Below are 19,635 nucleotides of genomic sequence, written 5' to 3'. Positions count from 1 at the left end.
TTATATAGTGGACGGATACCCGTCCAGCATGGCCGGGTTCAATTCTTCAGTTAAAGGGAGAGCCCGAGGGCGCATGTCAGCCATCCGCGGCGAAAAGGTCACGTTTCGCAAGAAGGACATCGTTGCGCTGGACCGCTTGCCGTCGGCTCAGACAGAGGATCCGATCATCGTTCATTGCCCGCCGCCGCGCTCGCCGATGCGCGGTACGGCGAAGCTGGCTTGTGGATTCCTCGGGCTGATTCTCCTCCTTCTCGCCGCCATCGTCTTCACCGTCGAGAGCGGCATGTTCGACAAGCCGCTGTCGCAACAGGCCCAGGCGGCGCTGAATGGCCTGGCCGGACCGCGCTACCGCGCCGAGGTCGGCTCCACTGTCATCCGCTTCACTTCGGATTTTCGGCTGGCGCTTGAAGCACGCAACGTCAACATGATCGACCAGGAGAGCGGCCAGCACCTGTCGACGACGGGTTCGGTGCGCCTGGGGCTCGATCCGCTGCAGCTTTTCCGCGGCCGCATCGCCGTCGCGGACATCGAAGCGGAGGATATTGCGCTCGATACCGCGCTTCTGCCCTCCGGCAATGCCGTCAAGCTCGACGATCTGCGCATCGACGCCATGCCGGCGGCGATGGAGAAGATCTTTTCGCAGTTCGACATGTTCGACAGCATCGTGACGCGCGGCTCGACCAATTCGGTGCGCATCTCCGGCCTCGACATCAAGCTTGCCGATACCGCCAACGGTCCGATGTCGCTCGTCATCGACAATCTCGTCTTTGCCCATGCCGGCCCGTCCTCGCTGCAATTGACCGGCGAAGTCGCGCTCAATGGCGAAGTGGCGGAGCTCGACGTGCTGGCCGAGAAGGAAGACGGCCACGTGTCCAAAGTCGTGGCGACGCTCAGACATGCCGACCTCACCCCCTTCGCGCTGAAACGCAACGATCAGGGCGTGATCCGACAGGGGCTCAGCGCCTTTGCCGATCTGACAGTGTCGGCCACCAGAGCGCGCGACGGTGTGCAGCCGGCGCTTGCGGCGACGATCTCAATCGATCCCGGCCTGATCTATGCGGATGGCGATCCGCAGCAGCTGTCGGGCGGGCAAATCAATCTCGTCTATGATTTCGCCAAGCAGACGATCGAGATCGCCCGATCGAACGCCCAGTTTGGCGCAACTACGCTTCCCATCAACGGCGCGCTGATCGATCTCGATAAGCTCGACCCGCAGGCGGGCAAAGGCTTCGGCATCGACCTGCTCGTCAGCGGCGGCACGGCAGCGCCCGGCGGTTCCGGCGAGCAGCCGCTCTCCTTCGACATCCAGGCGACCGGGCGCTACATGGTTGCCGGCCGTGAATTCCGGTTTCCCAACATAACTGCTTCCAGCCCGCTCGGCGCGCTCTACGGATCACTTGATGTCAAGCTCGGCGACAAATCGCCGGAGATCAGCTTTGCCGGCCAATCGGCGCAGCTGCAGACGATAGCGATCAAGCAGCTCTGGCCGTTCTGGATGGCGCCCAAGGTGCGCACCTGGGTGCACGGCAATCTCTTCGGCGGCACCGTCACCGACGCCGCCATTTCCGTCTTTATTCCCTTCGGCAGGCTGGACGAGGCAGCCGGCGGCAAGGGATTGAAGCTCGACGCCAACCAGATCCGCATCGACTTCGACATCACGGGTGCGCGGATGAACGTCGCCGGCGACATTCCGCCGATCCGCGACACGTCAGCGCATTTCGACCTGACCGGCCCGGTTGCGACGATCGCGATCAAGAGCGGCACCTCCTATTTCCCCTCCGGCCGGTCCGTGGGTCTCGGGCAGGGGACGTTCATCTTGCCTGCCACCTACGATAAACCGCTGATGGCCGATATCGATCTTGCGGTCTCCGGGGCCGCGGACGCCGTCGGCGAGCTTCTGACCTACCGGCCGATCCGGGTGCTGCAACGCGCCGGCTTTACGCCCGACGATCTCAAGGGCAGGATCGAGGCGAATGTGAAGGCCCATTTCGGCCTGCTCTCCTCGCAAAACCCGCCGCCTGCCGAATGGACGGCGACAATGAAGCTCACCGATATCGATCTTGCCAAGCCGTTTTCCGGCAGGATGATCAGCAATCTCGACGGCACGCTGAACGGCAATCCGAAGAGAATCACACTTGATGCCAAAGCCCAGATCGACGGTGTCCCTGCCGATATCGATCTTACCGAACCGGTCGAGGCATCCGACGCGGCGTCCAAACAACGGGTGATCACCGCGACCCTTTCCGAGGACCAGCGCAACAAGCTGATACCCGGCCTTTCCGGTATCGTCGGCGGCAGCGTGAAGATGGTGCTGACGCGGATCGACGACGATCGGCAGGACGTCCAGCTCGACCTCACCAAGTCGCTGCTCGAACTGCCCTGGATCGGCTGGGCGAAGGGCAGCGGCATTGCCGCCACGGCCGAATTCGAAACATCAGGCCCGGCCGACAATACCCAGATCAAGAACTTCCGACTGAAGGGCGACGGATTCGGCGCCAACGGATCGCTGAACATCGGCAAGGGCGGGCTGATCTCGGCTGATTTCGACAGCGTCAAGCTCTCCTCGCTCGACGATTTCGCCCTGTCGGTGAAACGTAGCAAGGGCAATTTCGACGTCTCGGTCTCCGGCGACAGCGCCGATGCGCGGCCGGTCATCCAGCGGTTGAAATCGGGCTCGGACGGCGATGGTGATGGGGATTCCGGCGACACCGGCGTATCGGTGCGCGCGAGGCTGAAAAACGTCATCGGCTTCAACGACGAGAAGGTCGGCAATTTCCAGGCGCAAATATCACTGCACGGCGACAAGCTGCAGGCGCTCAATTTTTCCGCCGTTACCGACAGCGGCGAGGCCGTGGTCAGCCAGATGAAGGACGGCGGCGTCATCAACATCACCAGCGGCGACGCCGGCGCGGTATCGCGTTTCGCCGATCTCTACCAGCACATGCAGGGTGGCCTGCTCAATCTGGCGATCCGGCTGGGGGCGGAGGGCGGCTGGGACGGCTCGCTCGACGTGCGCCGCTTCGCGATCGTCAACGAACAACGCCTGCGCTCGATCGTTTCGACACCGGTCGGAAATGAGCAACGCAGCCTCAACGAAGCCGTCAAGCGCGACATCGATACTTCGTCGCAGCGCTTCCAGCGCGGCTTTGCCCGTGTCGTCTCGCGCAATGGCATGGTCGGTATCGAGAACGGCGTGCTGCGCGGTGACCAGATCGGCGCAACCTTCCAAGGCATCGTGCGCGACCGCAAGGGCAACATGGACATGACCGGCACCTTCATGCCGGCCTACGGCCTCAACCGCCTCTTTGCCGAACTGCCGCTGATCGGCGTCATTCTCGGCAATGGCAGCGACCGCGGCCTGATCGGCATTACCTTCAAGCTGACAGGCAAGTTCGACCAGCCGAACCTGCAGATCAACCCGCTTTCTATCATCGCGCCCGGGGTTTTCCGGCAGATCTTCGAATTCCAGTGAGGCGGGAAGCGGTCATGGCAGAGGTCGTGGCGAGACGTACCTAAATCTCCGTCCGCCTGAGGAGATAGTCGAGACCGCCGACGCGGTACCAGCGATAGCCGTAGGCATCGAGCACGACGGTATGAAATCCATTCTCGTCCGCTTTGCTGCTCGCGCCATCGGCGATATCGATCAATAGTCGCCCGTCTTCACCGATGTCAGGATCGAAAGATACTTCCGTGGGCCGCGCATGCAGATTGTGCAGGATCAACACGGAATTGCCGCGCCAGTCATAACGAAGCGCCAGCACGCCGTCATTCCCGGTGTCGATCACAGAAAAGTCGCCCCAGCCGATCTCAGGGGCTTCCTTGCGCATCCGGATCATCCGCTCGGTCCAGTTCAGCAAAGAATTGGGATCGCGCCGCTGTTCGGCGACATTGACATGCTGGAAACCGTAGGGACCGTCCTTGATAACGGGCGAGATGGGCTTTTCACTTTTGGTAAACCCGCCTTCCGGTTCGGTCGACCACTGCATCGGCGTGCGTGCGCAATTGCGTTCGGGCAGGCCCAGATCGTCGCCCATGCCGATTTCGTCGCCGTATCGGATGACGGGCGTTCCAGGCAGGGAGAACAGCAGGCTGTAGGCCATTTCGATCCTGCGGTGGTCGCCGCCGAGGATAGGCGCGAGGCGACGGCGAATGCCCCTGTCATAAAGCTGCATGTCCTTTTCAGGCCCGAAGGCGGCAAATACCGCGCCGCGTTGTTTTTCCGTCAGCCGGCCGAGGTCCAGTTCATCATGGTTGCGGAGGAAGAGGCCCCATTGCGCGGTCGCCGGGCGCGGTTTGGTGGCCTCCATGGCCTTCTTGAGCGGCCGCGTATCGGCGCTGGCGAAAGCATAAAACAGCGCCTGATTGACCTGGAAATTGAACATCATCTGCATGCGGTCGCCATCATCGCCGAAATATTCGAAATTGTCCTTCGGCAGGATATTGGCTTCTGCCAGGATGATGGAATCGCCCAGGCGCCACTGCAGGAATTCGCGAAACTTCCTCAGCATATCGAACTGTTCGACAGGCTTGGTAACGTCGGCGCCTTTCGTTGCGATGATGAAGGGGGCGGCATCCATCCTGAATCCCGAGACGCCGAGCTGGATCCAGAAGCCCATGATCTTGAGGATCTCCGCCTGCACCTCGGGGTTCGACGTATTGAGATCGGGCTGGTGATCGTAAAAACGGTGAAAATAATAGGCTTTGGCCTTGTCGTCATAGGTCCAGGTCGTCTTCTGGACACCTGGGAAGACCATGCCCTGGTCTGCATTATCAGGCTTTTTCTCCGACCAGACATACCAGTCGCGATAGGGCGAGTGCGGATCGCTCCTGGCGGCTTGGAACCAGGGATGGTCCTTGGACGTATGATTGATTACCAGATCGATCAACACCCGGATACCGCGCTGCTTAGCGCCGTGGGTGAATTCGACGAAATCGCCGAGCGAGCCATAACGCGGATCGACATTGTAATAATCGGAGACGTCATATCCGTCGTCGCGACCGGGCGATGCCTGAAACGGCATGAGCCAGATCGCCGTCACGCCGAGGCCGGAGAGATAATCGAGGCGCCTCATCAGACCCTGAAAATCACCGACGCCGTCACCGTTAGCATCCATGAAAGTCTCGACGGACAGGCAGTAGATGACAGCGTTCTTATACCAGAGGTCGTTGATCATGCCGGCACTCCAATCCAATCTGGTCGCAAATCCCGGCAGGCGGAAAAGGTTCCGATAAAGCATTTGCTATGTGGGTCGCTTCGCAGCAAAGAAGTGAGTGCTCCTCCTCGACAAAATCGATTTGAAGCCCAGCCTGACAAATTCGGCCGTGACGCTTTGCCTATTTTAGGGAAATCTGATGTAATATACTGTCCCGGTCGACAAGCAACGGCCGGTGCAATGTCGGAGGATGCGATGCAGTGCGCCCGGACAGTTTCTTTTGCATCGGCGGCCATGATAGCTGTCACAATTGCTGACCCTTCGCTTTCCGCGGAAAAGAGCGTGCGGCTGAAGTCGCAAGAGGCGGTCATCCACGTCCTCATGGTTCCCCTGGACGCGATGTTGACGCCGCCGATCTTCTCGATCAGCTGGTGGTCGCGGGTGACGCCCGCTTCAAGCGTCGATCCGCCGGCTATCTTCTCCGAGAGATCAAACGAGGTGACGCGGAATACCGGCGGGGAGCTGAATGATCTTGCTCGCGGGCCCGAATAGTGAGGCAAAGAAAAAAGCCGGCGCGGGCGCCGGCTTTGGCATCTGTTCTGATGTAAAGCCGCTTACGCCGCGCGGCGGATCAGGATGTGTTTCTTCTTGCCGAGCGAGAGCTTGATGACGCCGTCGGCGGTGATTTCGCCGCTGCCGATCATCTTGCGTTCGTCGCTGATCGCCTCGTCGTTGATGCGGACCGCGCCGCCCTGGACGTGACGACGAGCTTCACCGTTCGACGAGGCAAGGCCGGCACGAACGATCAGCGAGAGCAAGCCGATGCCGCCGTCGAGTTCGGTGGCGGGGATATCGACCGAAGGCAGGTTCTCCGAGAGGCTGCCTTCCTCGAATGTCTTGCGCGCGGTTTCAGCGGCCTGCTCGGCGGCCGGGCGACCGTGCAGGATCGCGGTAACCTCAGTTGCCAGGAGCTTCTTGACCTCGTTCAGCTCCGAACCACCGATCGCCGACAGTCTTGCAATTTCATCCATGGGCAACGTGGTGAAGAGCTTGAGGAAGCGCGGCACATCAGCATCCTCGGTATTGCGCCAATATTGCCAGAAGTCATAGACAGGCAGCAGATCGGCATTCAGCCAGACCGCACCGGAAGCCGATTTCCCCATCTTCGCACCAGACGACGTCGTCAACAACGGCGATGTCAGCGCATAGAGTTGCTGTGTCCCCATGCGGTGACCAAGATCGATACCGTTGACGATATTGCCCCACTGGTCCGAACCGCCCATCTGCAGGCGGCAATCGTAGCGCTTGGCAAGCTCGACGAAATCGTAGGCCTGGAGGATCATGTAGTTGAATTCCAGGAAGGACAACGACTGTTCGCGGTCAAGGCGCGTCTTCACACTGTCAAAGGACAGCATGCGGTTGACCGAGAAGTGGCGGCCGACATCGCGCAGGAACTCCAGATAATTCAATGAGCGCAGCCACTCGGCGTTGTTGATCATCAGCGCGGCGGTGGCAGGCCTGTCATAATCGAGGTAGTTCGAGAAGCAGTTTTTGATCGAGGCGATATTCTGCTCGATCGTCTCGATCGTCATCAGCTTACGCGCTTCCTCCTTGAAAGAGGGATCGCCGACCATACCGGTGCCGCCGCCCATCAGCGAAATCGGGCGGTGGCCCGTTGCCTGCAACCAATGCAGCATCATGATCTGTGTCAGATGGCCGACGTGAAGACTGGATGCCGTCGGGTCGTAGCCGATATAGGCCGTCACGGTTTCCTTGGCGAACAGGTCGTCGAGGCCGCTTTCATCGGAAATCTGATGAATGAAGCCGCGCTCTTTCAGCGTGCGGAGGAAATCGGACTTGAACTCGGACATAGGTTTCGTCTCTTGGTGTCTGCTCCGCACCCCAATGGGGGCCTGGCGCAAGTTCGTTGTTGTTGATCTGTCGCGGCGCGTTTAGCACTGTTTTTATAAAAGTGCATCCGGGAATCGCATGGGAGGCAAGCCTCATGGATGTCATCAGGACCGCAATCGGTTTGATGAGCGGCACGTCGATGGACGGCATCGACGTCGCGTTGATCAGGACAGACGGCCGCGGCTTCATCGAGCGCGGGCCGTTCATGGGCGTGCCCTATGACGCGGATTTTCGCGGGCAGCTCAAACGGGCGCTGGAACTGTCGCTTCCACTTAGCGACAGGAGCGAACGACCCGCTGAGCTTCGCGATATCGAGCTTGAACTTACCTTACGGCATGCAATTGCCGTTACGGCATTCATGGGGCGTTTCGAGCTTTCTACCGATGGCGTCGATGTTCTCGGCTTCCATGGCCAGACGGTGCTTCATCGCCCTGATGAGGGATTGACGATCCAGATTGGTGACGGCCCGGAGCTTGCGCGCCGGACCGGCATATCGGTGGTCTACGACATGCGTGCCAACGACATGGTTCATGGCGGGCAGGGAGCGCCACTGGTGCCGGCCTATCACGCCGCACTGGCAGGAAAATTCCAACAGCAGGGACAGGCGGTGTGCTTCGTCAATATCGGCGGCATCTCCAATCTCACCTTTATCGGAACGGACGGTCGGATATCCGCCTTCGACAGCGGTCCGGGCAATACGCTGATCGACCAGTGGGTGGAGATGCAGACCGGCAGAACCTATGACCCCGGCGGCCAGATCGGTGGGCGCGGCAAGGTCGTTGCCAGCCTCGCGGAGCGCTACCTGGACAACCCGTTCTTTCGCGGCAATGTTCGCCGTTCGCTCGACCGCGGCGATTTCGCGACGCTTCGGCCCGAGGAGGCGAGCCTTGAAGACGGCGCCCGGACGCTGGCCCATGTCGCCGCCGCGTCGATTATCAAATCTGCCAACTTCCTTCCCGAGACCCCAGCGATCTATATCGTCTGCGGCGGCGGGCGGCTGAACGCCACCGTGATGGCGGAGTTCTCGGCCATGGCCGAACGGCTGGGATCGAAGGTGTTGGCTGCCGAGGAGGCAGGCTTCGACGGCGATGCGATGGAAGCGGAGGCCTGGGCCTATCTCGCCGTCCGGTCGCTGGATGGGCTGCCGCTGACATTTCCGGGCACGACAGGCGTCGACGCTCCTGTCAGCGGTGGGGTGCTGGCAACGGCATGAGAGAGCAGAGGGTCATGCTGAAGACGCCACGGCTCAGCTTCGTCATGTGGGACGAAGGCGATGCTGCCCTGGTGCAGCAGCTGCATTCGACGATGGCGACAACCCGATATCTGTCCGGCAACACGCCGTGGAGTTTGGAGAAGGCTGAGGAGCGGCTGCGCGGCTGGTTTGAGGAGCAGACGCGCGACGGCACGACCAAATACAAGCTCCTCGCTGAGGACGGTCGATTTGTCGGCCGTGCGGGGATTTCGAAGTTCAGGAAGGAGCAATTCGAACTCGGCTATTCCCTGCGAGAGGAGGCGTGGGCCAAGGGTCTCGCAACGGAAGCGGCGAGCGCGATTGCCGACTGGTTCTTCGAAAGGAAGTTTGCATCGGGCTTCATCGCCTTCACACATCGCGACAACATCGCTTCGCAGCGTGTGCTGAGAAAAATCGGCATGCGCGAACGCGCGCCGATCCTGATCGATGGAGTGCTCGACACGGCTTTCGAGCTCACCGCTGATAAACGGCCGGTAAAGCCCTAACTCTTTACGGCGACCGGCCGGACATGGGATTCGCGCCCAGCCTGATGGCCATCCTCGACGCCCCTAACCTGGGCGATGAACGAAAATTTCTTGCGAAGGCCGAGGATCGGCTTCTCGATGAAATGCCAGGACAACACCGCAACGGCGAGAGCCGATGGCAGGCCGACAAGATAGAGCGCCAGTGCACCATATTTCGGATAGAGGAAAACCGACGGGAACGAGCTGATCCAGATCTGCAAAAACGGGTCGTGATAGAGATAGACGCCGTAGGAATAGTCACCTTTCCTGAAAAAGGCCGGGATGGGTACCTCGGACAGACCGATGAAGACGGTGATGTAAACAAGAGAGGTGATGACCAAGGGCCGGTTCATCACCGATTCCGTCGCACTGCTGTCGAGGGTGAGAATGGCGACGATGCAAACCAGGCTGGCGGCGGCGAACAGCCAGCGGGAATGCGGAATGACCGCTTTGAACTGAAAGACGACGATGCCCATCATGAAGGCCGTTATCAACTGGGAGCCGCGGCTCATGAACAGGAAGCGAGCGATCGGCTTGATCGAGCCTGGCAGCAGATAGGGCATCTTCTGCACGATAAGGCCGATGGCGATGTAGGCGATCGTCACCGCGAGCAGCTTGTAGCGCGTCTTGACGATGGCGGTGATCATCAGGAACGACATGATGATGTAGCAGAAGATTTCCCAGGGAACCGTCCACAGAGCGCCGTTGACACGCTGGCTCGGATTATCCTGGAAGACGCCCGGAAGCTCGTAATGAATCCAGCCGACGATATTCAGGAAGTATTTGAAAAACCGCTGATCGGTAAAATAGTCTGAGTGGTAAACGACCGTAATGATCGGCCCGATGATCAGCGAGCAAACGACGATATCGACGGCAAGGGCCGGGACGATGCGCAAGCCTCGGTTGATCAGAAAATTCCGAAGGCTCAGGCGCTGGGCGCTACCGGCGATCAGAAATCCGCTCAAAGCGAAGAACATCGGAACAAGAGCGTATTCGGTGAACCAGAATACTGACCCCCTGATGAAGTCATTGTTGTCGGTTAACAAAAAGGAATGGGTCAATACGATGGAAAAGGCGAGCCCTATTCGAAGAAAATCGAACCCCGGACCAATTCCCCTATACTTATCCAGGACTTCCCCGAACGACTTGGTCATTGCGGACCTCGCTTTTGTTAGGATCGCGAGGACCCTACCGCACTGCAACATGGATTGCAACACGGTAGGTGATCTGTTCCGGGACAGCCCGCCCGGTTGTGTTCCGGACCGTCATGGCATTGATGAGGCCGAGATTTGTGGTGTCAGCGAATCCGCTTGGCGGCCGGTTCCGGCACCAGTTCGCCGTTGAGGCGACGGTCGAGGTAATCCTCGCATTCGCCCATCAGCGTTTCCACCTGGCCGTTGAAGAAGTGGTTAGCATTGGCAACGGTGCGGTGGGTGATGAGGATGCCCTTCTGGGTCTTCAGCTTCTCGACTAGGCCGTTGACATCCTTTTCCGGCGCCACCTTGTCGGCTTCGCCGTTGATGATCAGGCCGGAAGAGGGGCAGGGCGCCAGGAAGGAAAAGTCGTAGGTGTTCGGCTGCGGCGCGATCGACATGAAGCCTTCGATCTCCGGCCGGCGCATCAGGAGCTGCATGCCGATCCAGGAGCCGAAGGAATAACCGGCGACCCAACAGGTCTTGGAATCGGGATGCAGGCTCTGCACCCAGTCGAGCGCCGAGGCGGCATCCGAGAGTTCGCCGGCGCCGTGGTCGAATTCACCCTGGCTGCGGCCGATGCCCCGGAAATTGAAGCGCAGCGTCGTGAACCCGCGCTTCTGGAACATGTAGAAGAGCTGATAGACGATCTGATTGTTCATCGTGCCGCCGAACTGCGGATGCGGATGCAGAATCAGGGCGATGGGCGCGCTTTTTTCCTTGGAGGGCTGGTAGCGGCCTTCAAGACGGCCGGCTGGGCCGTTGAAAATAACTTCGGGCATTGGTACTCCGGGTTTTATTTCGCGTTCGCGCTGCGCTGGATGACAACATGACTTGACTAGTGTTGTCAGCTTTTCTAAAACGCAGTTTAGAACAATTCGAAACTTGCATGGCGATCCACGCATCGTGGAACGTGTCATAAGGCAAGCCCGGCGGAAATTTCAAGAAAAATGAACCGCGGCCGCTGAAGCAAGCTCGTCAAGCGCAGGACTGAAGATCATGGCGCCGCCACGCCTTTATCTCGACTGGAATGCCACAGCGCCGCTGCACCCCGCAGCGCGCGCGGCGATCATGCGCGCCATCGATGTGTTTGGCAATCCGAACAGCGTGCATGGAGAAGGCCGCGCCGCGCGCGCCGCCATCGAGGGCGCACGACGCAAGGTGGCGGCACTTGCCGGCACCGGTCCTGGCAATGTGGTGTTTACCAGCGGTGCGACTGAAGCCGCCAACCTGGTGCTGACACCGGATTTCCGTATGGGTCGCACGCAGCTTCGGCTCGGCCATCTTTATTTCTCGGCGATCGAGCATCCGGCTGTGCGCGAAGGCGGCCGCTTCGCCAGGGAGAGTATGACCGAGATCCCGGTGACGGAAGCCGGTATCGTCGATCTCGACGCACTCTCCAAGCTGCTCGATGCCCATGACAAGGCCGCCGGCCTGCCGATGGTCGCCATCATGCTCGTCAACAATGAGACGGGCATCGTGCAGCCGGTCGCGGCGGCGGCAAAGATCGTCCACGCCCATGGCGGCCTCTTCGTCGTCGACGCCGTGCAGGCTGCCGGTCGCATCGCCCTCGATATCGAAAAGATCGACGCCGATTTCATGATCGTCTCCTCGCACAAGATCGGCGGACCGAAGGGGGCCGGTGCACTCATCTCACGCGGCGAGGCGCTGATGCCCAGGCCGCTGATCCAGGGTGGTGGGCAGGAGCGAGGTCACCGCTCGGGGACACAGAATTCTCTGGCGCTGATCGGCTTCGGCGCGGCGGCAGAAGCCGCGTCCGACGAACTCGAGGCGCGCAATGCGACGATCGGCGCGCTGCGCGAGCGGCTGGAAGCCGGCATGCGTGAGGCGGCTGCCGATGTGATGATCCACGGCGAGGGCGGTGAGCGCGTCGCCAATACGATCTTCTTCACCCTGCCGGGGCTGAAGGCTGAGACCGGGCAGATCGCCTTCGATCTCGAGGGCGTTGCGCTTTCTGCAGGCTCTGCCTGCTCATCCGGCCGGCTCGGCGAAAGCCATGTGCTGACGGCGATGGGCCGTGACGCCAAGCTCGGAGCGCTGCGCATCTCGCTCGGCTTTTCGACGACGGAAGAGGATATCGACAGGGCGATTGCGGCTTTCGCAAAGATCGCCAACCGGCGCAGGTCGGCTGGGGAGGCGGCTTGCCCTGTGTCAAAACTTGCGGAAACGCAAATTTCTGCTTGCCAATCGGGCTGAAAAGTCCCTTTTGGCCTCTTACATAAAGGGCAAGACAATTGCCCAAACACTACAAGCTGCCGGACCTTGTATCCGGCGAGATTGGAGAATGAGATGGCTGCCGTGCAGGAAACAATCGACCAGGTCCGCCTGATCGATGTGGACCAGTACAAATACGGTTTCGAGACCGTCATCGAGATGGACAAGGCGCCGAAAGGCCTGTCCGAGGACATCATTCGTTTCATTTCGGCGAAGAAGCAGGAGCCTGAGTGGATGCTGGATTGGCGTCTCGAGGCCTATCGTCGCTGGCTGACGCTGGAAGAGCCGACCTGGGCGCGCGTTGACTATCCCAAGATCGATTTCAACGACATCTATTATTACGCCGCGCCGAAAAGCACGCCGGGTCCAAAGTCGCTCGATGAGGTCGATCCGGAGCTGTTGAAGGTCTATGAGAAGCTCGGCATTCCGCTGCGTGAGCAGGAGATTCTTGCCGGCGTCGAGAGGCCGAAGATCGCCGTCGACGCTGTTTTCGACAGCGTCTCGGTCGTCACCACCTTCAAGGCGGAGCTGAAGAAGGCCGGCGTGATCTTCATGTCGATCTCGGAAGCCATCCGCGAATATCCCGATCTCGTCCGGAAATATCTCGGCTCGGTCGTGCCGACCTCGGACAATTATTATGCGACGCTGAATACGGCTGTCTTCACCGACGGTTCCTTCGTCTTCGTGCCGAAGGGCGTTCGTTGCCCGATGGAGCTGTCCACCTATTTCCGCATCAATGAGAAGGGCACCGGCCAGTTCGAGCGCACGTTGATCATTGCGGAAGAGGGCGCCTACGTCTCCTATCTCGAAGGCTGCACGGCGCCGCAGCGCGATGAAAACCAATTGCATGCCGCCGTGGTCGAGCTGGTTGCGCTCGACGATGCCGAGATCAAATATTCGACGGTGCAGAACTGGTATCCGGGCGACAAGAACGGCAAGGGCGGCATCTACAACTTCGTCACCAAGCGTGGCGATTGCCGTGGTGACCGGTCGAAGATTTCCTGGACGCAGGTCGAAACCGGTTCGGCGATCACCTGGAAATATCCGTCCTGCATCCTGCGCGGCGACGACAGCCGCGGCGAGTTCTACTCGATCGCGGTCTCCAACGGTCACCAGCAGATCGACAGCGGTACCAAGATGATCCATCTCGGCAAGAACACGTCGAGCCGCATCGTCTCCAAGGGCATTGCGGCCGGCGTGTCCAACAACACCTATCGCGGTCAGGTCTCAGCTCACCGCAAGGCGTCGAATGCGCGCAACTTCACCCAGTGCGATTCGCTGCTGATCGGCGACAAGTGCGGCGCCCATACCGTGCCCTACATCGAGGCGAAGAATTCGACGGCGCAGTTCGAGCATGAGGCGACAACCTCTAAGATCTCCGAGGACCAGCTGTTCTACTGCCTGCAGCGCGGCATCCCGACCGAAGCGGCGATCGCCCTGATCGTCAACGGTTTCGTCAAGGAAGTGCTGCAGGAACTGCCGATGGAATTCGCTGTCGAGGCGCAGAAGCTGATCAGCATTTCGCTGGAAGGCTCTGTGGGCTGACATGAGCGAAGCGGACAAGAAGCGCATTCTTGAACGTCTGACGAATATGCGCGGGGAGATATTGGCGAAAATTCGCCCCCGCGAGCTAAGAAACGAGACCGAAACGCCGCCGGAGCAGCCTTATGTGTTTCTCCGGCAGCGCATGGAAAAACCGGGAAAGATCATTCAGGGGGTTTCGGATTTTCTCGAATGGGTTGGGCTCGTAACGGTCGCGGTTTTCCGCGTCGTCCGTTTTTTTGCTCGATAGCGCCGAGCGCAACATGTCGATGTCCCTTAGAAATTACGCGAGGCTCTTAGTGAGCTGCGCAGAGAAAAACGCAGGAACCAAAGATGCTTGAAATTAAGAACCTTCATGCCCGTATCGCCGAAGACGGCACCGAGATCATCCGTGGCCTGAACCTGACGGTGAAGGCCGGCGAAGTTGCTGCCATCATGGGGCCGAACGGTTCCGGCAAGTCGACGCTCTCCTACGTCCTTTCCGGCCGCAGCGACTACGAAGTCACCGAGGGCGACATTCTCTATAATGGCGAGAGCATTCTCGAGCTGGATCCGGCCGAGCGTGCGGCCAAGGGTATCTTCCTCGCTTTCCAGTACCCGGTCGAAATTCCGGGTGTTGCCACCATGCAGTTCCTGAAGGTGGCGATGAACGAGCAGCGCAAAGCGCGCGGCGAGGACGAGCTGACGACGCCGGATTTCATGCGCCGGGTCAAGGATGCCGCAGGCAAGCTGCAGATCAATACCGAGATGCTGAAGCGCCCGCTGAATGTCGGCTTCTCCGGCGGCGAGAAGAAGCGTGCCGAAATCCTGCAGATGGCGCTGCTCGAACCGAAGCTCTGCGTGCTTGATGAAACCGATTCCGGCCTCGACATCGACGCGCTGAAGATCGTCGCCGACGGCGTCAACGCGCTGCGTTCGCCGGACCGCGCCGTCGTGGTCATCACCCATTACCAGCGCCTGCTTGACTATATCGTGCCCGATACCGTCCACGTGCTCTATAAGGGCCAGGTGATCAAGTCGGGCGACAAGACGCTGGCACATGAGCTGGAAGCCAACGGCTATGCCGATATCATCGGCACGGCGGCCTGAGTTCGGGTGGAAAGGACGACGTCCATGAACATGCAGACGACGAGCCGCCTGACTGCGGCCGAGACGGCGCTGATCGAGGCCTTCAACCAGCAGATCGGCGAGCTGCCGGGCAATGGTGCGGTGACGGCCCTGCGCGACCGGCTTCTCGACGACCTGAAGAAGGCCGGCCTGCCGACGCGCCGCATCGAAGCCTGGCATTATACCGACCTCAAGAACCTGCTGCGCACCGTTCCTCCGCAGGCGGGTGATGCCGGCTCGGAGGCTTTGGAGCCGCTCGTTGCCGATGCCACGGTGCTGGCGGTGATCCAGGGCCATTCCAACCAGAAGGCTACGGCCGACGGTCTTGGCGTTTCGGCCTATTCCGAACATCTGCTTGACGGCTCTGCCGCCGGCGGGCTCGATGCGCTTGATAATGACGATGCGGTCGGCAGGATCAATGGCAGCTTCGTGCGCGACGGCTATGTCATCGACGTGCCTGCCGAGACCGAGCTTGAAAACCCCCTTGAAGTCCAGTTCATCCATGCCGGTGGGCAGGCACATACGCGCCTTCCTGTGTCCTTCGGCGCCGGTGTCAAGGCGACCGTCATCGAGCGTCACCGCACGGTGACCGGTGATGCTGCGCTGGTGTCCCATGTCACCGACATCACGGTCGGCGAAGGCGCCGAACTGACCTGGATCATCCTGCAGCAGCAGGGAGCCGACGATACGCATCTCGGCCAGATCCGCATCGATCTCGGCGCAGACGCCAAGCTCCGGCTTTTTGTCATCAATGCCGGCGGCAGGCTGGTGCGCCAGGAGCTGCATATCAAGGTGACCGGCGAGGGTGCCGATCTGACGCTGCGCGGCATCAACCTGCTTGGCGGCGATACCCATACCGACGTGACGATGGTGCTCGGCCACGACGTGCCGAATACCGGCTCGACTGAAGTGATCCGTAACGTCGTCTTCGACCGCGCCAAGGGTGTCTTCCAGGGCATGATCCGGGTGGCACCGGATGCGCAGAAGACCGATGCCAAGATGGCCTGCAACACGCTGTTGATGTCCGACGATGCCGAATTCTCGGTCAAGCCCGAGCTCGAAATCTTCGCTGACGACGTGCAGTGCGGCCACGGCGCCACGGTGACCGACATCGACGCCAACCATCTCTATTACATGATGGCGCGCGGCATTCCGGAGAACAAGGCGCGGGCGATGCTCGTGAACGCCTTCGTCGCCGAGATCGTCGAAGAACTGGAAGACGATGCCCTGGTCGAGGCGCTGGAAGGCGTGATTTCGGCCTGGCTCGAAAAGCACGCCTGATCGGATATATCAATGGACAAGATCGTGCCGGCCAAGCCATACGACGTCGAAGCCATCCGCCGGGATTTTCCGATTCTGGCGGAGAAGGTGCACGGCAAGCCGCTGGTCTATCTCGATAATGGCGCGTCGGCGCAAAAGCCGCAGGTGGTGATCGACGCCATCTCGCATGCCTATAGCCACGAATATGCCAATGTGCATCGCGGCCTGCACTATCTCTCGAATGCGGCGACGGATGCCTATGAGGCCGCGCGGGAGAAGGTTCGGCGCTTCCTCAATGCGCCTTCGGTCAACGACATCGTCTTCACCAAGAATTCGACGGAAGCGATCAACACCGTCGCCTATGGCTGGGGCATGCCTAGGATTGGCGAAGGCGACGAGATCGTCCTGACGATCATGGAGCACCATTCCAATATCGTGCCCTGGCACTTCATCCGCGAGCGGCAAGGGGCCAAACTTGTCTGGGTGCCCGTCGACGACGAGGGCGCTTTCCATATCGAAGATTTCGAGAAAAGCCTGACGGAGCGCACCAAGCTCGTCGCCATCACCCATATGTCGAATGCGCTCGGCACGATCGTTCCCGTCAAGGAAGTCTGCCGGATCGCGCACGAACGCGGCATCCCGGTGCTGATCGACGGCAGCCAGGGCGCCGTGCATCTGCCTGTCGACGTGCAGGATATCGATTGCGACTGGTACGTCATGACCGGTCACAAGCTCTACGGCCCGTCCGGCATCGGCGTACTCTACGGCAAGAAGGAGCGGCTTTTCGAGATGCGTCCGTTCCAGGGCGGCGGCGAGATGATCTTCGAAGTCGCCGAGGACGTCGTTACATATAATGATCCGCCGCATCGCTTCGAGGCCGGCACACCGCCGATCGTGCAGGCGATCGGGCTCGGTTATGCGCTCGACTATATGGAGAAGGTCGGGCGCGAGGCGATTTCGCGTCACGAGGCCGATCTTTCTGCCTATGCGGTCGAGCGGCTGAAATCGGTCAATTCGTTGCGGGTCTTCGGGACGGCGCCCGACAAGGGCAGCATCTTCTCCTTCGAGCTTGCCGGTATCCATGCCCATGACGTCTCGATGGTGATCGACCGGCAGGGTGTTGCGGTCAGGGCCGGCACGCATTGCGCCATGCCGCTCTTGAAACGCTTCGGCGTCACCTCCACATGCCGTGCATCCTTCGGCATGTACAATACCCGCGCCGAGGTCGATGCCCTGGCCGATGCGCTTGAATATGCGCGCAAGTTCTTTGCTTGAGGAGTGTCCGTGATGAGCCTGGACGAAAGCGAACAGAAGATCGACGTGCGCGAAGGCATCGTGCATTCCAGCATTCCGGCCGATGAGTTGGCGCGGCTGAGCGACGACGTCATCAGCGCGCTGAAGACGGTCTACGATCCGGAAATTCCCGCCGACATCTTCGAGCTCGGTTTGATCTACAAGATCGACATCGAAGACGACCGGATGGTGAAGATCATGATGACGCTGACCGCACCCGGCTGCCCGGTTGCCGGCGAGATGCCCGGCTGGGTCGAAAACGCCGTCGGCGCCGTCGAAGGCGTTTCGGGTGTCGAGGTGGCGATGACTTTCGATCCGCCGTGGACGCCGGACCGCATGTCGGAGGAGGCGCAAGTCGCCGTCGGCTGGTACTGACATCCCGCGCTATTGATCCGTTTACTTCAGGGTACTACATTTGAATCACGATGCGCCGGATCTTGACCCCGGTTGCGGAAGGAGAATGAGCCGATGGGCTTTGCAATCATGAGCATGACGGACGAGGCTGCGGCCCGCGTCAAGGCGATCGTCGAGAACTCGGGGCCGGAGGCCAAGGGTGTCCGCGTCGGCATCAAGAAGGGCGGCTGCGCCGGGATGGAATATACCATCGACTTGGTGACCGAGCCCAATGCCAAGGACGACCTGATCGAGCGCGACGGTGCAAAAGTCTGGGTCGAGCCGTCGGCAGCCCTCTATCTGCTCGGCACCGAAATGGGCTTCGAGACGACGACGCTCCGCTCCGGCTTTACCTTCACCAATCCGAACCAGACATCGGCCTGCGGCTGCGGCGAATCCGTCGAGTTGAAGCCCGCCGATCTCGCAGCCCTTGCCGCACAGCGCCAGAGCGAACCGGCGCACTCCTGACGCCGTTCAGGCTGGTGGAAAGTTCTCCGCCAGCCAATTCCTGATGAAATCCGGTTCGTCCTCATCCAGGTCGTGGCCTGTGGGGAACAGTCGCGTCGTGACGCCGGCACCGCTCTTTTCGATCTGTCTGCTCATGAGAACGACGTCCTCGGGCGCGCGCCGTTCGTCGCGTTCACCGGCGAGAATCAGGATGCGATGACCTTTGAGATCGGGGAAATCCGCGGCCGGCGCCGGTGACAGCGGCCGCAACAGGATGGCGCCGGCTGAGATTTCCGGGCGATGCAGCAGGAGCGACGCGGCCATGATCGCGCCATTCGAAAAACCGAGAAGTACGGGCGGTCGTTTCAATAGGCCGTTCTCCAAGGCCCTCGCGAGGAAATCGGCGAGATGGTGGGTCTCGTTGAAGAGGTCGATATAATCAAGCGTCCGATCAGGCTTTCGCCGAAAGAAGGCAAAGCCTTCCTCCCATTCCACCGCACCCCTCAGCGTCAGATAGGGACGAGCCGGCCCGACCCGGTCCGCAAGCCCGATGAGATTGCGCTCGTGCATACCGCTGCCATGCAGCAGCACCAGCGGTGCCGTATCGAGCTCGGCTCTTCCTGTGATGATAAGGAAATCCTGAGATTCCGGCATGGGGTCGATCCGCATCAATGATGTGGACCGGCATAAGCCTGATTCGAGGCAATCTGATAACAATGCCGTCGAAGGTGATTGCGGTTCGCAGTCAGTCGCGCTTGATGCTCGTGAGCATTTCCCACATGTCGGCGCCGGTCTCGAAGACCGCGGCGTTCGCCTTGTAGCTCTTCTCGGCTTCGATCAGATCGGTCAGTTCGGTGGCGGGATCGACCGGCTGATCTGTCTGTTTAACGGTGGCCTGAACGCTGCGTGTTTCAACAGATGTGAGGCTGGTGTTCAGCCTGCTATAGCCTGATGTACTGATGTTTGCGACGTTGCTGGCGATCGCGCCGACCCGCGTCGTCTGCGCCATCATGCCCGAAAGAGCGGTGTTGGTAATGCCCGATATGCTCATCAGCCGTTTCCCCAGAATGGATAGTAGCCTTGTACCGGCAAGGATTTAGGGAGTGCTAAAGGGGTTGCCTTAGCAAAGGGCTACAGGACGGACGTCGTTCGAGCGTATCTGCTCCGGATTGGCACGGGATGATATCCGGGGTGGGTGGCGGCGGAGCTGGCGGCAACGACGAGTGACGCGGCCTCCAGCGGCGACATAGACGCCGCGGCCGCCGGGATCGATCCCTCGATGTCCCATACCTATTTATAGTTTCGCGCTCTGCTTCCGGGGCGTAGCGTCTGAGTGTCTCTCGGAA

General features: G+C 60.4%; 18 protein-coding genes. 12 read left to right on the top strand and 6 right to left on the bottom strand.

The window, feature by feature from the left end; translation table 11 throughout:
• Positions 1–73: 73 nt before the first annotated feature.
• A complete protein-coding gene (locus RLCC275e_RS10755; RefSeq protein ID WP_033179481.1) occupies positions 74–3,472 on the top strand; it encodes a YhdP family protein in 3,399 nt (1,132 codons plus the stop codon).
• 40 nt (positions 3,473–3,512) lie between these two features.
• Here the strand turns inward: RLCC275e_RS10755 and RLCC275e_RS10750 are convergent, their stop codons facing one another.
• The gene (locus tag RLCC275e_RS10750) at positions 3,513–5,174 is read right to left on the bottom strand and encodes an alpha-amylase family protein (RefSeq protein WP_033179503.1); all 1,662 of its coding nucleotides are present in this window, start codon (positions 5,172–5,174) and stop codon (positions 3,513–3,515) included.
• Positions 5,175–5,393: 219 nt separating this feature from the next.
• On the opposite strand from RLCC275e_RS10750, the gene RLCC275e_RS10745 reads away from it, so the two are divergent.
• On the top strand, positions 5,394–5,705 hold the full coding sequence (locus RLCC275e_RS10745) for a hypothetical protein (protein WP_033179480.1): 312 nt from the start codon (positions 5,394–5,396) through the stop codon (positions 5,703–5,705).
• Between the two features lie 62 nt (positions 5,706–5,767).
• Here the strand turns inward: RLCC275e_RS10745 and tyrS are convergent, their stop codons facing one another.
• Positions 5,768–7,024 (bottom strand): tyrosine--tRNA ligase, encoded by a 1,257-nt coding sequence (tyrS, locus tag RLCC275e_RS10740; RefSeq protein WP_033179479.1) that lies wholly within the window; start codon positions 7,022–7,024, stop codon positions 5,768–5,770.
• Between the two features lie 134 nt (positions 7,025–7,158).
• On the opposite strand from tyrS, the gene RLCC275e_RS10735 reads away from it, so the two are divergent.
• The gene (locus tag RLCC275e_RS10735; protein ID WP_033179478.1) at positions 7,159–8,277 is read left to right on the top strand and encodes an anhydro-N-acetylmuramic acid kinase; all 1,119 of its coding nucleotides are present in this window, start codon (positions 7,159–7,161) and stop codon (positions 8,275–8,277) included.
• Complete coding sequence (locus tag RLCC275e_RS10730) at positions 8,274–8,801, top strand: GNAT family N-acetyltransferase (protein WP_033179477.1); 528 nt, start codon at positions 8,274–8,276, stop codon at positions 8,799–8,801. The genes RLCC275e_RS10735 and RLCC275e_RS10730 overlap by 4 nt, the downstream gene beginning before the upstream one ends.
• Here RLCC275e_RS10730 and RLCC275e_RS10725 read toward each other — a convergent pair.
• Both RLCC275e_RS10725 and RLCC275e_RS10720 read right to left on the bottom strand, forming a co-directional pair.
• Entirely contained in the window at positions 8,798–9,973 is a 1,176-nt protein-coding gene (locus RLCC275e_RS10725; RefSeq protein ID WP_033179476.1) for an acyltransferase family protein, read from the bottom strand. The genes RLCC275e_RS10730 and RLCC275e_RS10725 overlap by 4 nt on opposite strands.
• 143 nt (positions 9,974–10,116) lie before the next feature.
• Positions 10,117–10,794, bottom strand: coding sequence for an alpha/beta hydrolase (locus RLCC275e_RS10720; RefSeq protein ID WP_003559715.1), 678 nt, complete (start codon positions 10,792–10,794; stop codon positions 10,117–10,119).
• A gap of 217 nt (positions 10,795–11,011) precedes the next feature.
• Between RLCC275e_RS10720 and RLCC275e_RS10715 the strand changes: the two genes are divergently transcribed.
• The 8 genes from RLCC275e_RS10715 to sufA all read left to right on the top strand — a co-directional run bounded on the left by RLCC275e_RS10715 (position 11,012) and on the right by sufA (position 18,310).
• Complete coding sequence (locus RLCC275e_RS10715; RefSeq protein ID WP_033179475.1) at positions 11,012–12,229, top strand: cysteine desulfurase family protein; 1,218 nt, start codon at positions 11,012–11,014, stop codon at positions 12,227–12,229.
• 93 nt (positions 12,230–12,322) lie between these two features.
• Entirely contained in the window at positions 12,323–13,792 is a 1,470-nt protein-coding gene (sufB, locus tag RLCC275e_RS10710) for a Fe-S cluster assembly protein SufB (RefSeq protein ID WP_033179474.1), read from the top strand.
• Between the two features lies 1 nt (position 13,793).
• Positions 13,794–14,039: a hypothetical protein gene (locus tag RLCC275e_RS10705; RefSeq protein WP_033179473.1), complete on the top strand. Its 246-nt coding sequence runs from the start codon at positions 13,794–13,796 to the stop codon at positions 14,037–14,039.
• Positions 14,040–14,122: 83 nt separating this feature from the next.
• The gene (gene sufC / locus RLCC275e_RS10700; protein WP_003539985.1) at positions 14,123–14,878 is read left to right on the top strand and encodes a Fe-S cluster assembly ATPase SufC; all 756 of its coding nucleotides are present in this window, start codon (positions 14,123–14,125) and stop codon (positions 14,876–14,878) included.
• A gap of 24 nt (positions 14,879–14,902) precedes the next feature.
• A complete protein-coding gene (gene sufD, locus RLCC275e_RS10695; RefSeq protein ID WP_033179472.1) occupies positions 14,903–16,177 on the top strand; it encodes a Fe-S cluster assembly protein SufD in 1,275 nt (424 codons plus the stop codon).
• Positions 16,178–16,189: 12 nt separating this feature from the next.
• Positions 16,190–17,431 (top strand): cysteine desulfurase, encoded by a 1,242-nt coding sequence (locus RLCC275e_RS10690; RefSeq protein WP_033179471.1) that lies wholly within the window; start codon positions 16,190–16,192, stop codon positions 17,429–17,431.
• Positions 17,432–17,443: 12 nt separating this feature from the next.
• Positions 17,444–17,824, top strand: a complete 381-nt coding sequence (locus RLCC275e_RS10685; protein ID WP_003559708.1) for an SUF system Fe-S cluster assembly protein — start codon at positions 17,444–17,446, stop codon at positions 17,822–17,824.
• A gap of 93 nt (positions 17,825–17,917) precedes the next feature.
• The gene (gene sufA / locus RLCC275e_RS10680; RefSeq protein ID WP_033179470.1) at positions 17,918–18,310 is read left to right on the top strand and encodes a Fe-S cluster assembly scaffold SufA; all 393 of its coding nucleotides are present in this window, start codon (positions 17,918–17,920) and stop codon (positions 18,308–18,310) included.
• Between the two features lie 6 nt (positions 18,311–18,316).
• Here sufA and RLCC275e_RS10675 read toward each other — a convergent pair whose 3' ends face one another.
• Complete coding sequence (locus RLCC275e_RS10675) at positions 18,317–18,943, bottom strand: alpha/beta hydrolase (RefSeq protein WP_050516784.1); 627 nt, start codon at positions 18,941–18,943, stop codon at positions 18,317–18,319.
• A gap of 91 nt (positions 18,944–19,034) precedes the next feature.
• Positions 19,035–19,340: a flagellar basal body rod protein FlgC gene (locus RLCC275e_RS10670; protein ID WP_033179469.1), complete on the bottom strand. Its 306-nt coding sequence runs from the start codon at positions 19,338–19,340 to the stop codon at positions 19,035–19,037.
• Between the last annotated feature and the right edge of the window lie 295 nt (positions 19,341–19,635).

This window comes from Rhizobium brockwellii, from assembly GCF_000769405.2.
Taxonomy (GTDB): Bacteria; Pseudomonadota; Alphaproteobacteria; order Rhizobiales; family Rhizobiaceae; genus Rhizobium; species Rhizobium brockwellii.
The sequence above is the reverse complement of the archived record's forward strand: the minus strand, read 5'-3'. Positions and strand labels throughout refer to the sequence as shown.

What these genes read in the sequence shown, in the direction of transcription:
- sufA (WP_033179470.1), top strand. Translation starts at nt 17,918, where the DNA reads ATGGGCTTTGCAATCATGAGCATGACGGACGAGGCTGCGGCCCGCGTC.
- tyrS (WP_033179479.1), bottom strand. Translation starts at nt 7,024, where the DNA reads ATGTCCGAGTTCAAGTCCGATTTCCTCCGCACGCTGAAAGAGCGCGGC.
- sufC (WP_003539985.1), top strand. Translation starts at nt 14,123, where the DNA reads ATGCTTGAAATTAAGAACCTTCATGCCCGTATCGCCGAAGACGGCACC.
- RLCC275e_RS10720 (WP_003559715.1), bottom strand. Translation starts at nt 10,794, where the DNA reads ATGCCCGAAGTTATTTTCAACGGCCCAGCCGGCCGTCTTGAAGGCCGC.
- sufB (WP_033179474.1), top strand. Translation starts at nt 12,323, where the DNA reads ATGGCTGCCGTGCAGGAAACAATCGACCAGGTCCGCCTGATCGATGTG.
- RLCC275e_RS10735 (WP_033179478.1), top strand. Translation starts at nt 7,159, where the DNA reads ATGGATGTCATCAGGACCGCAATCGGTTTGATGAGCGGCACGTCGATG.
- RLCC275e_RS10685 (WP_003559708.1), top strand. Translation starts at nt 17,444, where the DNA reads ATGAGCCTGGACGAAAGCGAACAGAAGATCGACGTGCGCGAAGGCATC.
- RLCC275e_RS10750 (WP_033179503.1), bottom strand. Translation starts at nt 5,174, where the DNA reads ATGATCAACGACCTCTGGTATAAGAACGCTGTCATCTACTGCCTGTCC.
- RLCC275e_RS10755 (WP_033179481.1), top strand. Translation starts at nt 74, where the DNA reads ATGTCAGCCATCCGCGGCGAAAAGGTCACGTTTCGCAAGAAGGACATC.
- sufD (WP_033179472.1), top strand. Translation starts at nt 14,903, where the DNA reads ATGAACATGCAGACGACGAGCCGCCTGACTGCGGCCGAGACGGCGCTG.
- RLCC275e_RS10730 (WP_033179477.1), top strand. Translation starts at nt 8,274, where the DNA reads ATGAGAGAGCAGAGGGTCATGCTGAAGACGCCACGGCTCAGCTTCGTC.
- RLCC275e_RS10670 (WP_033179469.1), bottom strand. Translation starts at nt 19,340, where the DNA reads ATGAGCATATCGGGCATTACCAACACCGCTCTTTCGGGCATGATGGCG.
- RLCC275e_RS10715 (WP_033179475.1), top strand. Translation starts at nt 11,012, where the DNA reads ATGGCGCCGCCACGCCTTTATCTCGACTGGAATGCCACAGCGCCGCTG.
- RLCC275e_RS10745 (WP_033179480.1), top strand. Translation starts at nt 5,394, where the DNA reads ATGTCGGAGGATGCGATGCAGTGCGCCCGGACAGTTTCTTTTGCATCG.
- RLCC275e_RS10690 (WP_033179471.1), top strand. Translation starts at nt 16,190, where the DNA reads ATGGACAAGATCGTGCCGGCCAAGCCATACGACGTCGAAGCCATCCGC.
- RLCC275e_RS10675 (WP_050516784.1), bottom strand. Translation starts at nt 18,943, where the DNA reads ATGCCGGAATCTCAGGATTTCCTTATCATCACAGGAAGAGCCGAGCTC.
- RLCC275e_RS10705 (WP_033179473.1), top strand. Translation starts at nt 13,794, where the DNA reads ATGAGCGAAGCGGACAAGAAGCGCATTCTTGAACGTCTGACGAATATG.
- RLCC275e_RS10725 (WP_033179476.1), bottom strand. Translation starts at nt 9,973, where the DNA reads ATGACCAAGTCGTTCGGGGAAGTCCTGGATAAGTATAGGGGAATTGGT.